Consider the following 13,004-nt stretch of genomic DNA (forward strand, 5'->3'; position numbering starts at 1 on the left):
ATAAGGCCCCCGGCGGACCGGGGGCTTTCGTGGAGGATCGTCAGCGCGGGTCGTCCTCGGGGCGGACGGGCTGCGGCTGGGGGTCGCCGACCGCGGCGGGCGGCGGAGCCCAGGCCGTCTGCGGCGCCTCCGCCGGGGAGGTGCCGCCGTCGAGCAGGTTGCGCGCGCGGTTGACCACCTCGGGGTCCACGAGCACGGAGTAGCTGGTCGCGATCACCTGCATGGTCGAGGTGAAGTCGCGACGGCGGCGGTTCACGGCGTAGGAGGCGAGCCCGAAGAGCATCCCGAAGCCGGCGCCGAGGAGGACCGCCGCGATGAGGAAGGAGAACTCCGTCGTCGGCGAGAAGATGATGAGCAGGAGGCCCAGGAAGACACCGAGCCAGGCGCCGGAGGCCGCTCCGGCGAGAGCGACGCGGCCCCAGGTGAGCTTGCCGGTCACCCGCTCGACGCTCTTGAGCTCGTTGCCGATGATGGCGAGCTGGCGCACCGGGAAGTCGGCGCGGGCGAGCACGTCGACGGCGGCCTGCGCCTCCTGGTACGTGTCGAACGTGGCGAGGATCTCCCCGCGCGGGATCGTGGGGAAGGCCGGCCCTCGGCCGCTGAACGGCGTCTGCTGAGTCACCCGGACAGAATCGCACAGGCCACTTGAAGGTCTCTGAACGGATTCGGAGAACCGGCCGAGGGCGAGCCGGGAACGCTCGGCGTCCGCCCGGCTGCACGGGACTAGGTTTGTAGCCGTGAGTTCCGCCAGAGTCTTCGTCGCGCGCTTGGCCGGATGCAGTGTCTTCGACCCGGCCGGCGATCGCGTCGGCAAGGTCCGCGACGTGCTCCTGGTCTACCGGCAGAACGACGCCCCGCGGGTGGTCGGCCTGGTGGTCGAGATCCCCGGGCGCCGTCGCGTCTTCGTGTCGATCGGCCGGGTCACCAGCATCGGCAGCGGCCAGATCATCACCACCGGGCTCATCAACGTGCGCCGCTTCGAGCAACGGGGCGGCGAGGTCCGCGTCATCGCCGAGCTCCTCGGCCGCCGGGTGACCTTCGTGGACGGCTCCGGTGACGCGGTCGTCGAGGACGTCGCGATCGAGGAGGCCGCTCCCGGCGAGTGGGAGCTCGCGCAGCTCTTCGTCCGCCGGCCCAAGACCAGCCCCTCCCCCTTCGCCAAGGGCGCGACCGCCTTCGCCGGCTGGCGCGAGGTCCGCGAGAGCGTCTCGACCGAGGCGCAGTCCGCCGAGCAGTACGTCGCCAGCCTCTCCGAGCTCAAGCCCGCCGACCTCGCCAGCACGCTCCTCGATCTGCCGCAGCAGCGGATGCTCGAGGTCGCCGGCGAGCTCTCGGACGACCGCCTCGCGGACGTGCTCGAGGAGATGCCCGAGAGCGAGCAGGTCGAGATCCTCGGCCGGCTCGACGACGACCGCGCCGCCGATGTGCTCGACCAGATGCAGCCGGACGACGCGGCCGACCTGATCGCCCAGCTCTCGGAGGAGCGCGGCGAGGCGCTCCTGGAGCTGATGGAGCCCGAGGAGGCGGACGACGTCCGCATGCTCCTCACCTACGCCCCGGAGTCCGCCGGCGGTCTGATGACCACGGAGCCGATCATCGTCTCCTCCGAGGCGACCGTCGCCGAGGGTCTCGCCCTCATCCGCCGCCACGAGCTCGCCCCGGCCCTCGGCGCCGCCGTCTGCGTCACACTGCCGCCCTACGAGCCGCCGACCGGCCGCTTCCTCGGCATGGTGCACTTCCAGCGGATGCTCCGCTACCCGCCGCACGAGCGCCTCGGCACCCTGCTCGACCAGAGCATGGACCCGATCACGCCCGAGACCTCGGCGGCCGAGGTCGCCCGGATCCTGGCCAGCTACAACCTCGTCTCGGTGCCCGTCGTCGACGCGTCCCACCGCCTCGTCGGCGTCGTGACCATCGACGACGTCCTCGACTACCTCCTCCCCGACGACTGGCGCAGCCACGGCGACGACGACGAACCGAGGAAGCCGGTGACGACGGCGACGCAGGGCGTCCCGCTCGTGCCGCCGGCACCCGCGGCGACAGGCAGGACACGACGGGGACGGAGGGGCGCGCGTGGCTAGGGACACCAAGCAGGACCGGCGCCTCGACGCTCCCAAGGGCTTGCGCACCCGCGTCCTCTCGCGGCGGAACCGCCCGAGCAGCGACCGCTTCGGCCGCCTGACCGAGTCGTTCGCCCGCGGCATGGGCACGCCGTGGTTCCTGGTCGGGATGACGATCTTCTGCGTCTTCTGGCTGATGTTCAACACCTACGGGCCCGCGGACGCGCGCTTCGACTCGCAGGCCCTCGGCTTCACGGTGCTGACGCTGATCCTCTCCCTGCAGGCCTCCTACGCCGCGCCGCTGCTGCTGCTCGCGCAGAACCGCCAGGACGACCGCGACCGCGTGCAGATCGAGCAGGACCGTCAGCGGGCCGAGCGCAACCTCGCGGACACCGAGTACCTCGCGCGCGAGGTCGTGGCCCTGCGCCTGGCGATCCGCGACATGGCGAGCAAGGACTTCATCCGCTCGGAGCTGCGCGGCCTGCTCGAGGAGCTCGAGAAGGATCGGGCGCAGGAGCCCGAGCGGCGCGATGCCTGACGTCGCCGCCATCGAGACCGCCGTCAGGACGGCGCTGGCCCGCGTCGTCGATCCGGAGATCCGGAAGCCCATCACCGAGCTCGACATGCTCGAGTCGGTCGAGGCGGGGGCCGACGGAGCCGTCCGCGTCGCGATCCGGCTGACCATCGTCGGCTGCCCGGCCGCCTCCGCGATCGAGCGCGACGTGCGCGAGGCCGCGGCCTCGGCTCCCGGAGTCACGGCGGTCGACGTCGTGGTCGGAGTCATGACGCCGGCGCAGCGCACCGCCCTCACCGAGCGCCTCCAAGGCGGGCGCCGGAGCATGCCCTTCGGCCCGGACTCGCTCACCCGCGTGTACGCGGTCACCAGCGGCAAGGGCGGTGTCGGCAAGTCGACCGTCACCGCCAACCTCGCGGTCGCCCTCGCTCAGCGGGGGCTCGCGGTCGGCCTCGTGGACGCCGACGTGCACGGCTTCTCCATCCCCGGCCTGCTCGGCCTGATGCACGACGGGCGCGTCGCGGGGCCCACCCGCGTCGGCGAGCTGATGCTGCCGCCGGTGGCGCACGGCGTGAAGGTCATCTCGATCGGGATGTTCCTCGAGGGCGACACCCGGGGGGCGGCCGTCTCCTGGCGCGGACCCATGCTGCACCGCACCATCTCCCAGTTCCTCACCGACGTGTACTTCGGCGACCTCGACGTGCTCCTGCTCGACCTGCCTCCCGGCACGGGGGATGTGGCGATCTCCATCGGGCAGCTGCTCCCGCATGCGGAGGTCCTCATCGTCACCACCCCGCAGCCGGCGGCCGCCGACGTGGCCGAGCGCAGCGGCGCGCTCGCCCGCCAATCGGGTCAGCGCATCGTCGGAGTGGTCGAGAACATGTCGGGGCTTCCGCAGCCCGACGGCTCGGTGCTGGAGCTCTTCGGCAGCGGAGGCGGGGCCGAGGTCGCGCGTCGGCTCACTGCGACGGGCGACGAGGTGCCGCTGCTCGCGTCGCTGCCGATCTCCGTGGCGCTGCGGGCAGGGGGCGACGAGGGCGTGCCCGTCGTCGTCGGCGATCCGGAGGATCCTGCCGCCCGGGCGATCGACGCCCTGGCGGCGACGCTCGCCGCGCGGCCGCGGGGACTGACCGGCCGTCGTCTTCCGCTCGCCGTCGGCTGACGCCTCCGCGCGGCTTCGTGCGGGCGGCGTCGGTCGAGACGCCCGCCCGACGCTCCTCGCGGAGCAGGGCTCAGGTGGCCTCGGAGTCGATCGGCGGCGGCGCGACGCTCGAGAGCGTGCCGGACGAGACGGAGCGCTGCATCGTCGTGTAGTAGCTGTCCTGCGCGGAGCCGGTGCCGCCCGGCACGACCGGAGCGGCGACAGCGGTGGGCGGCTTCACGGTGGGGGCCGGATCGTCCTCGAGCAGGGCGTCGCGGATGATGCGGCGGGGATCGTACTGGCGCGGGTCGAGCTTCTTCCAGTCGACGTCGTTGAACTCGTCGCCCATCTCGTCCTTGACGCGCTCCCGGGCCTGCGTGGCGAATCCGCGCACCTTGCGCACGAGCTGCCCGAGCTGGGCGGCGTAGTGCGGGAGGCGGTCGGGACCCAGCACGAAGACAGCGATGACCCCGATGATGAGGAGCTTGTCGAACGTCAGACCGAACACGAGGACAACACTAACCCGCCGCGCCTCCCTCGCGGAGCCCGCGCGCCACCGTACCCTGACGATGCCCGGGCGCGATCCGCTCGGTGCACCGATCAGAGGAGCGCCCCCGTGTCCGACAAGGATGCCAACTGGAAGTACGCCGAGGACGCGGTCGTCGAGTCGGAGGCCATCGCCTCGGCCCGCCGGCTCTCGGTCGAGCTGGGCATCGACGCCGTCTCCCCCTCGATCGGAGCGCAGGCCGCGCTGGTCGCCGCCGCGGCGCGCGCGACCTCCATCATCGAGATCGGCACCGGCACCGGAGTGAGCGGCCTGTGGCTGCTCGACGGCGCCCCCGAGGCGATGCTCACCTCGATCGACTCCGAGGCCGTGCACCAGCAGCACGCGCGCGCCCAGTTCCACGAGGCGGGCATCTCGCCCAACCGGCTGCGGCTCATCCCGGGCCGCGCCCTCGAGGTGCTGCCCCGGATGAACGAGAACTCCTACGACATCGTCTTCGTCGACGGCGATCCGCTGCAGGTCATCGAGAACGTCGAGCACGCGCTGCGGCTCGTCCGTCCGGGCGGGACGGTCCTCGTCCCCCACGCGCTCTGGCGCGGACGCGTGGCCAACCCCGCGCAGCGCGACGAGATCGCGACGGCGTTCCGCACGCTGGTGGCCGAGGTCTGCGCCTCCCCCGCCGTGGTCAGCGTGCTCTCGCCGATCGGCGACGGCCTGCTGCAGGCCAACAAGCGCCGCGCCTGACGAGCGCGGCCGACCGAGGAAAGACGGAACGCCCGCCGCACGGTGTGCGACGGGCGTTCACGACGGTGCGGATCAGGCGGGAGACACCACCGACGCGAGCGCGTCGTGCAGCTCTTTCGCCTCTGCATCGTTGACCGAGACGACGAGGCGTCCGCCTCCTTCGAGCGGAACGCGCACGACGATGAGTCGGCCCTCCTTAACAGCCTCCATCGGTCCGTCTCCGGTCCTCGGCTTCATGGCCGCCATAGAGTTCCCCTTTCGTGACGTATCCCCCTATTATCGTGCATCCGCGGGGGTGTTCCGAACCGCGCCCGGAAGTCGGGCGTCAGCCGATCACGGCGGGGACCAGTCGCCCGGGGTGAACACCCAGCACAGCAGCACCCAGACGATTTGCCCGACGATCGATGCGGCCACCACGAACACCCTCAGGAGAGTCGACCGCGGCACCGCGAGCGCCCCGGCCAGCGGGAACATCGGCATCAGGATGCGGAACGTGCTCGACTGCGGGTAGAAGAACGCGAAGAGGTAGATCGCGTAGCCGCCGACCCAGAGCCGCGAGAAGACGTCGAGGCTGCGCGTGGCCCGCGAGAACAGGATCGCCAGGAATCCGAGCACCACCACGACGGTGATGCCCATGCCCGTGATCGGCGAGCCGAACCAGAGGCCTCCCCACCAGCCTCCACCGGCGAACCAGGAGGTGAAGGGGATGAGCTCGCCCTCGCCGATGAAGACGCTGCGCCAGGCGAGCTCGGTGTCGGTGTAGGCGGTGAAGGAGCCGGTCACGGCCCAGGCTATGAGCAGCCAGGCGAACCCCACCGCGAGGGACCAGACCGTGAGGGAGACCGTGAAGGCGAACTCCCGGCGGGCGAACGGCTCGGTGCCGCGCACGTGCCGCCAGACGCGGTAGAGGAAGTAGAGGCCCGTCATCGCCGCGATCGCGAGACCGCTCGGGCGCAGGAGCCCCACGACCAGCACGACGGGAAACGTCCAGATCCACTTGCGGCGCACCAGCTGGAGGAGCAGCACGGCCGACAGGAGGATGCCGCCGGACTCCGCGTAGCCGATCTGCAGGATCGGGGACGTCGGAGCGACGCAGAAGAAGACGATCCCCATCAGCGCCTGGCCCTCGCTGAGCGAGACGCGGAACAGCCGGTAGATCACCAGGCACGCCGCTGCACTGCAGACCAGGGCGACGAGCACCGCCGCGTTCGCCCAGTCGAGCCCGGTGATGTTCATCAGGCCGCGGACGGTGAACGGGTAGACGGGCATGAACGCCCAGGGGTTCTGCTCCACGGCTCCGGACGGCGAGAGCGGCAGGACCGACGGGTACCCCGTCATCCCGATCCGCTCGTACCAGCCGCCGTCCCACGTCGTCGCGAACCGGACGTAGGTGTCGCGGAGTCCCGTCCACTCGACGCCCTGACGCACGGCGCCGACACGGAGCATGATCACGGTCGTGACGACGCGGGACACGGCGAAGACCAGGAGCACCTGGATCCACCACGGGATCCTCCGGAGCAGACCCCAGCGGGAGCGGGACGGAGAGGCGTCCTCCGTCTCCGGCGCGATCGCGGTGGCGCTCACGCGAGAGGCCCGCGGTCCGTCGAGGAGGCGGAGGGGGTCGTCAGCGGGGAGCGGGCGGGTGTCGCCGCGGCTCGCCGGCGGGTCGGCCGGAGGAGGGGCGACGCGTGTCGCGGCTCACCGGCTGGCGTGAGGGGAGACATTCCGACGAGCATACCCGTGCGGGAGTCGGGAGTCCCCGGAGGAGCACCGCGCCGGGCGGGCGCGCGGCACGATCACGGCGGAGTCCAGTCCGATCCGGCGACGGCCCAGCAGATCGAGATCCAGACGATCTGGCCGCCGATCCCGAGCAGGACCAGCGCGACGCGGAAGACCGGCGAGCGCGGCACCGCCAGCGCTCCGACGAGCGGGAACATCGGGCCCAGCAGCCGGAAGGTGCTCGACTGCGGGAAGAAGAACGCCAGCAGGTAGACGCCGTACCCGGCGACCCAGGCCCGGCTGAAGAGATCGAGCCGCCGTGTCCACGGTGCGGCGAGGATCCCGACGAACGCCGCCAGCAGGAGCACCACCAGCACGACGCCGACGGCCGGAGCACCGAACCACCACGAGCCCCACCAGGCGCCGCCCTGGAACCACGGGGTCAGCGGGAGCAGCTCCTGGTAGCCGATGTAGACCGCACGCCACGCCAGCTCGGTGTCGGTGTACGCGGTCATCGACCCGGTGACGGCCCACGCCACGGCGGGCCAGAGGAAGCCGACCACGAGCCCCCACGCCGTCAGGCCCACGGCCGGCAGCCACTCCGACCGCGGGAACGGCTCCGTGCGGCGCCGGACGAACCGGTAGACGACGTACAGGCCGAGCGCGGCGGCGAAGGCGAGCCCGCTCGGCCGGGTCAGGCCCAGCAGCAGCACGACGGGCACGACCGCGAGCCAGCGCCGCCGCACCAGGAGGAGGAGCGTGACCGCGGTCAGCAGCATCGCCATCGACTCCGCGTAGGCGAGCTGCATCAGCGGCGAGGTCGGCGCCACGCAGAACAGCAGCACCGCCGTCAGCGACTGCGATTCGCCGAGGGAGTGCCGGAAGAGGCGGTACAGGACGAGGCAGGCTCCGGCTCCGCACAGGACGGAGACGGTCACGGCGGCCGGAGCCCAGGTGAGGCCGGTGACCGCCATCAGCGCCTTCACGACGCCCGGGTAGAGCGGCATGAAGGCCCAGGCGTTCTCCCCCACGTGCCCGTCCTGCGTGATCGGCAGGAAGCCGGGGTACCCGGTGGCCGCGATGATCTCGTACCAGCGGCCGTCCCACATCGACGCGAAGGCCGAGTAGGACGGGGAGGGTCCGGTCCACGGGTTCGCGAGCTGGTGCGCGGCGAACTGCAGCAGGATCACCGTCGTGACCACGCGGGTCGCGATGTACACCAGGAGGACCCGCGCCCACCACGGGACCAGGCGCAGGCGGAGGCGGACGGGGACGGCCGTGGCGGTCGCGCTCATGAGGACGCGGTCAGCCAGCGGCGGAGGCCCTCGGTGCACTCGGTGATCTCGTGCACCGCCACGCGCTCGTCGTCGGCGTGGGCCCGGAGCGGGTCGCCCGGTCCGTAGTTGACAGCCGGGATGCCCATGGCGGAGAACCGCGCGACGTCGGTCCAGCCGTACTTGGGCTTCGCCTCGGCTCCGACGGCCGCGAGGAAGGCCTGGGCCAGAGGTGCGTCCAGCCCCGGGCGGGCGCCCTCGGCCAGATCGTCCACCGTCACCTCGAACCCCTCGAAGAGCTCCTCGAGGTGGGCGAGCGCCTCCTCCCCGGACCGGTCGGGGGCGAAGCGGTAGTTGACCTGCACCGTGCAGAGGTCCGGGATCACGTTGCCCGCGACCCCGCCGGTGACGCGCACGGCGTTGACGCCCTCGCGGTACACGAGGCCCTCGACCTCGACCTCGCGCGGTACGTAGGCGGCGAGGCGGTCGAGGATCGGCGCCGCCGCGTGGATCGCGTTCTCGCCGACCCAGCTGCGGGCGGAGTGGGCGCGGACGCCGCGGGTGACCACGTCGACCCGGAGCGTCCCGTTGCAGCCGCCCTCCACTGCTCCGCTGGTCGGCTCGCCGAGCACGGCGAAGTCGGCGGAGAAGAGGTCGGGGCGGTGCCGGGAGAGACGGCCGAGGCCGTTGAGGTCCGCTGCGATCTCCTCGTTGTCGTACCACATCCAGGTGATGTCGACGGCCGGATCGGAGAGCTCGGCGGCGAGAACGAGCTGCACCGCCACTCCGGCCTTCATGTCGACGGTCCCGCGGCCGACCAGGTGCTCGACGCCGTCGATCGTCTCGGCGACGACGGGCAGGTTGCCGTTGACCGGCACCGTGTCGAGGTGCCCGGCGATCACGACGCGCTGGGCGAGGCCGAGGTTCGTCCGCGCCACGACGGTGTGGCCGTCGCGGATGACCTCGAGGTGGTCGTACTGCTCGAGCGCCCACTGCACCGCGTCCGCGATCTCGAGCTCGTCGCCCGAGACGGACGGGATGTCGCAGAGGATCCGCGTCAGGGCGACCGGATCGGTGCGCAGATCGAGCGGAGGGGCGGTGGTCGGATCGGCCATGCGCCCCAGGGTAGCGGCCGGACGCTCCGCGCTACCCTGATCGGCATGACCCTCGAGCACTCCGCAGACTCCTCCGTGCCCGTCTCCGCCTGGGGATACGGGCTCGCCACCGTGGCCGCCGACGGCACCGTCCTCGACACCTGGTTCCCGGAGCCGCGCCTCGGCACCATCCCGGCCGGCCGCGACCCCTGGATCGTGCCGGCGGAGTTCGAGGAGCAGGCCGGCGAGGATCCGCGCCGCGAGGTCCGCATCGACGTGGTCACGCTGCAGATCGACGTGCAGGCGCCGCCCGCCTCCACGTCCGACGCCTACCTGCGGCTGCACCTGCTCTCTCACCTCCTGGTCCGCCCCAACGAGGTGAACCTCGACGGCGTCTTCGCGCACCTGCCGAACGTGGTGTGGACGAACGCCGGTCCGGTCTCGCCGGAGTCGTTCACCCGCCTGCGCCCCTCGCTCCGGCGCCACGGCATCCAGGCCACCGGGATCGACAAGTTCCCGCGGCTGACCGACTACGTCACCCCCGCGAAGGTGCGCATCGCGGACACCTCGCGCGTCCGCCTCGGGGCGCATCTGGCACCCGGCACGACGGTGATGCACGAGGGCTTCGTCAACTTCAACGCCGGGACCCTCGGCAGCTCGATGGTCGAGGGGCGCATCTCGCAGGGCGTCGTGGTCGGCGACGGCTCGGACATCGGCGGCGGCGCCTCCATCATGGGCACCCTCTCGGGCGGAGGAGTGCAGCGCGTCTCGATCGGCGCGCGGGCCCTGCTGGGTGCGAACTCGGGCATCGGCATCTCCCTCGGCGACGACACCGTCGTCGAGGCCGGCCTCTACGTGACCGCCGGCACCAAGGTCGTCGTGGTCGGCGGAGCGCCGCGCGCCGACGGCGCCCCGCAGACGGTGAAGGCCGTGCAGCTCTCGGGCGTGCCGAACCTGCTCTTCCGCCGCAACTCCCTCACCGGGGCCGTCGAGGTCCTCCCCCGCACCGGCGCCGGCATCGAGCTGAACGCCGCCCTGCACGCCTGAGGGCGGGCGTCCGGCGCCGCTGGTCCCGCATGCGGCGCCCCGGAACGATCCGAGCTGATCGAGTCCGCGGCGACCACGCCGCTCTGCGTCCCGCCTCGAAGAAGCGGTTCGAGCCTCGGACGGCCGACGAGAGGCGGGTGCGCCGCACGGCGAGAGCCCGCCCCCGGCGGGGACGGGCTCTCGGGGACCGGTCAGCGGTCGGTCGGCCAGTGGCGCTCGGGCGCGCCCATGTAGAGCTGCTGCGGGCGGCCGATCTTGGTCTGCTTGTCGGTGTTCATCTCGCGCCAGTGGGCGATCCAGCCGGGCAGGCGGCCGATCGCGAAGAGGACGGTGAACATCCGGGTCGGGAAGCCCATCGCCTTGTAGATGACGCCCGTGTAGAAGTCGACGTTCGGGTAGAGGCGCCGCTCCTTGAAGTAGTCGTCCTCGAGAGCGAGGGCCTCGAGCTCCATCGCGATGTCGAGCAGCGGGTCCTTCACGCCGAGGGCCTGCAGGACCTCGGAGGCGCTCTCCTTGACCAGCTTCGCGCGCGGGTCGTAGTTCTTGTACACCCGGTGGCCGAAGCCCATCAGGCGCACGCCCTCCTCCTTGTTCTTCACCCGCTCGACGAACGTCGACACGCTCTCGCCCGACTCGCGGATCCGGCCGAGCATGGTGAGCACCGCCTCGTTCGCTCCGCCGTGCAGAGGGCCGAACAGGGCGTTGATGCCGGCCGAGACGGAGGCGTAGAGGTTCGCCTCGGTGGAGCCGACGAGGCGGACGGTCGACGTCGACGCGTTCTGCTCGTGGTCCTCGTGGAGGATCAGGAGGCGGTCGAGCGCCTTCGAGAGCACCGGGTCGACCTGGTACTGCTCGGCCATCGTTCCGAAGTTGAGGCGGAGGAAGTTGTCGACGAAGCTCAGCGAGTTGTCCGGGTAGAGGAACGCCTGGCCGATCGCCTTCTTGTGGGCGTACGCCGCCATCACGGGCAGCTTCGCCAGGAGGCGGATCGTGGTGAGCTCCACCGCCTCCGGATCCTTCGGGTTGGAGCTGTCCTCGTAGTACGTCGACAGAGCCGAGACCCCGGCCGAGAGCACCGACATGGGGTGCGCGCTGTGCGGGAGCGCGTCGAAGAAGCGCTTGAGGTCCTCGTGGAGGAGCGTGTGGCGGCGGATGCGCTCGTCGAAGCCCGCGAGCTCGTCGGCCGTCGGCAGCTCGCCGTAGATGAGGAGCCAGGCCACCTCGAGGTAGGTCGCGTTGGTGGCCACCTCCTCGATCGGGTAGCCGCGGTAGCGGAGGATCCCCTGGTCGCCGTCGATGTAGGTGATCTGCGACTTGGTCGCCGCCGTGTTCACGAAGCCGTAGTCGAGCGACATGAAGCCGGTCTGCTTCGACAGGGTCGAGAAGTCGATGCTCGAGGAGCCGTCGACGCTGCGCAGGACCGGGAAGTCCGCGGTGCGGTCGCCGAAGGTGAGCGTGACCTTCTCGGGGAGCTCCTGCTCCGCCGGCGCGGGAGGCGGCGTCGTGGCGCTCCCGGTCGCGGGCTCCGTGGAGCCCACCGTCGCGGTTCCGTCGCTCTGCGTGCCGGATTCGGTCACAACGCCTCCCAGGTCGTCGCGGTCGCACCCCGGAAGCGCTCGCGCGGAGCGGGCGGCGCCGGGTCTGGATCGTGGTGCAGCCGGGGCCTCGTGAGGCACCGTCGACCGAACCACATACAGCCTATGGGCAAAGCGGGGGCACTGTGACATCGCCCAGCGCTGGGGCCGGGGCCTTGTCGGAACCCGCCAGGATCGGCCGGGTCGAACGCCTCAGAGGCCCCCGGACAGGCGCTCGACGGCCGCGTCGATCCGCTCGTCGGAGGCCGTCAGCGAGAGGCGCACGTGCTCGGGGAAGCCCTCCCCGTAGAAGGCGCCGGGGCCCGCGAGGACGCCGAGGCGGGCGAGCCGGTCGATGGACTCCCAGGCCGGGCGGCCCTCGGTCGCCCACAGGTAGAGGCCGGCCTCGCTGCGGTCGATCCGGAAGCCCGCGGACTCGAGGGCGGGCCGGAGGCGGTCGCGGCGGGAGCGGTAGCGCTCCTTCTGCGCGGCGACGTGCTCGTCGTCGGCGAGGGCGACGATCATCGCCTCCTGCAGCGGACCGGGCACGATCATGCCCGCGTGCTTGCGGACGGTCACCAGGCGCGCGATCAGGGCCGCGTCCCCGGCGACGAAGGCGGCGCGGTAGCCGGCGAGGTTCGACTGCTTGCTCAGCGAGTAGACGCCGAGGACCCCGGTGCGGTCCTCCCCCACCACGCGCGGGTCGAGGACGCTCGGGATCGGCTCGTCGGCCCAGCGGCCGTCCCAGCCGAGCTCGGCGTAGCACTCGTCCCCCGCGATCACAGCGCCCAGCTCACGGGCACGCGCGACGGCGCGCTGCAGGGCGGGCACGTCGAGCACGGCGCCATCGGGGTTGCCGGGAGAGTTGAGCCAGACCAGGCGGGTCGTCACAGGCCACTCGGCGGGGTCGTCGGAGGCGAGCGCCTCGGCGCCGGCGATCGCCGCGCCCATCGCGTACGTCGGGTAGGCGGCGCGCGGATGCACGACCACGTCCCCCTCCCCGAGTCCGAGGAGGAAGGGCAGCCAGGCGACGAGCTCCTTGGAGCCGATCGTCGGCAGGACCTCGTCGATCCCGAGGCCCTCGACTCCGCGCCGCCGCGCGTACCAGGCGGCGATCGCCTCGCGCAGAGCGGGGGTGCCCACGGTCGTGGGGTACGCGTGCGAGTCCGTCGCGTGGGCGAGCGCGTCGCGGATCGGGGCGGGCGTCGGGTCCACCGGCGAGCCGATCGACAGGTCGACGATCCCGCCGGGGTGCTCCGCCGCCGTGCGGGCGAAGGGCGCCATCAGGTCCCAGGGGTAGTCGGGCAGCGCGCCGAGGGCCACGGGAGCGGC

General features: G+C 72.1%; 13 protein-coding genes. 5 read left to right on the forward strand and 8 right to left on the reverse strand.

Annotation, left to right across the window (positions count from 1 at the left end):
- Window positions 1–40: 40 nt before the first annotated feature.
- Window positions 41–622, reverse strand: a complete 582-nt coding sequence (locus C5C44_RS01295) for a general stress protein (RefSeq protein WP_258063423.1) — start codon at window positions 620–622, stop codon at window positions 41–43.
- 115 nt (window positions 623–737) lie between these two features.
- Between C5C44_RS01295 and C5C44_RS01300 the strand changes: the two genes are divergently transcribed.
- From C5C44_RS01300 to C5C44_RS01310, 3 genes are read left to right on the forward strand one after another with little or no spacing between them, the layout of a single operon-like run.
- Window positions 738–2,081, forward strand: a complete 1,344-nt coding sequence (locus C5C44_RS01300) for a magnesium transporter MgtE N-terminal domain-containing protein (RefSeq protein WP_104222992.1) — start codon at window positions 738–740, stop codon at window positions 2,079–2,081.
- Window positions 2,074–2,598, forward strand: coding sequence for a DUF1003 domain-containing protein (locus tag C5C44_RS01305; RefSeq protein WP_104222991.1), 525 nt, complete (start codon window positions 2,074–2,076; stop codon window positions 2,596–2,598). The genes C5C44_RS01300 and C5C44_RS01305 overlap by 8 nt, the downstream gene beginning before the upstream one ends.
- Window positions 2,591–3,736: an Mrp/NBP35 family ATP-binding protein gene (locus C5C44_RS01310; RefSeq protein ID WP_104222990.1), complete on the forward strand. Its 1,146-nt coding sequence runs from the start codon at window positions 2,591–2,593 to the stop codon at window positions 3,734–3,736. Before C5C44_RS01305 ends, C5C44_RS01310 begins: the two co-directional genes overlap by 8 nt.
- Before the next feature lie 70 nt (window positions 3,737–3,806).
- Here the strand turns inward: C5C44_RS01310 and C5C44_RS01315 are convergent, their stop codons facing one another.
- Entirely contained in the window at window positions 3,807–4,223 is a 417-nt protein-coding gene (locus C5C44_RS01315; RefSeq protein ID WP_146076468.1) for a twin-arginine translocase TatA/TatE family subunit, read from the reverse strand.
- A gap of 108 nt (window positions 4,224–4,331) precedes the next feature.
- On the opposite strand from C5C44_RS01315, the gene C5C44_RS01320 reads away from it, so the two are divergent.
- Entirely contained in the window at window positions 4,332–4,964 is a 633-nt protein-coding gene (locus C5C44_RS01320; protein ID WP_104222989.1) for an O-methyltransferase, read from the forward strand.
- A gap of 72 nt (window positions 4,965–5,036) precedes the next feature.
- Here the strand turns inward: C5C44_RS01320 and C5C44_RS01325 are convergent, their stop codons facing one another.
- The 4 genes from C5C44_RS01325 to dapE all read right to left on the reverse strand — a co-directional run bounded on the left by C5C44_RS01325 (window position 5,037) and on the right by dapE (window position 9,072).
- Window positions 5,037–5,210: a DUF3117 domain-containing protein gene (locus C5C44_RS01325; protein WP_068208299.1), complete on the reverse strand. Its 174-nt coding sequence runs from the start codon at window positions 5,208–5,210 to the stop codon at window positions 5,037–5,039.
- 87 nt (window positions 5,211–5,297) lie between these two features.
- The gene (locus C5C44_RS01330) at window positions 5,298–6,548 is read right to left on the reverse strand and encodes a hypothetical protein (protein ID WP_104335110.1); all 1,251 of its coding nucleotides are present in this window, start codon (window positions 6,546–6,548) and stop codon (window positions 5,298–5,300) included.
- A 212-nt stretch (window positions 6,549–6,760) separates the two neighbouring features.
- Window positions 6,761–7,978 (reverse strand): hypothetical protein, encoded by a 1,218-nt coding sequence (locus C5C44_RS01335; protein ID WP_258066599.1) that lies wholly within the window; start codon window positions 7,976–7,978, stop codon window positions 6,761–6,763.
- On the reverse strand, window positions 7,975–9,072 hold the full coding sequence (dapE, locus tag C5C44_RS01340) for a succinyl-diaminopimelate desuccinylase (RefSeq protein ID WP_104335111.1): 1,098 nt from the start codon (window positions 9,070–9,072) through the stop codon (window positions 7,975–7,977). Before dapE ends, C5C44_RS01335 begins: the two co-directional genes overlap by 4 nt.
- Window positions 9,073–9,117: 45 nt before the next feature.
- On the opposite strand from dapE, the gene dapD reads away from it, so the two are divergent.
- The gene (gene dapD, locus C5C44_RS01345; RefSeq protein ID WP_104335112.1) at window positions 9,118–10,098 is read left to right on the forward strand and encodes a 2,3,4,5-tetrahydropyridine-2,6-dicarboxylate N-succinyltransferase; all 981 of its coding nucleotides are present in this window, start codon (window positions 9,118–9,120) and stop codon (window positions 10,096–10,098) included.
- A gap of 191 nt (window positions 10,099–10,289) precedes the next feature.
- Here dapD and C5C44_RS01350 read toward each other — a convergent pair whose 3' ends face one another.
- Together C5C44_RS01350 and dapC are read right to left on the reverse strand one after the other, a co-directional pair.
- Window positions 10,290–11,675: a citrate synthase gene (locus C5C44_RS01350; RefSeq protein WP_244229452.1), complete on the reverse strand. Its 1,386-nt coding sequence runs from the start codon at window positions 11,673–11,675 to the stop codon at window positions 10,290–10,292.
- Window positions 11,676–11,885: 210 nt separating this feature from the next.
- Window positions 11,886–12,995, reverse strand: coding sequence for a succinyldiaminopimelate transaminase (gene dapC / locus C5C44_RS01355; RefSeq protein ID WP_104335113.1), 1,110 nt, complete (start codon window positions 12,993–12,995; stop codon window positions 11,886–11,888).
- Window positions 12,996–13,004: the final 9 nt, after the last annotated feature.

The organism is Rathayibacter sp. AY1F6, assembly GCF_002932035.1.
Taxonomy (GTDB): Bacteria; Actinomycetota; Actinomycetes; order Actinomycetales; family Microbacteriaceae; genus Rathayibacter.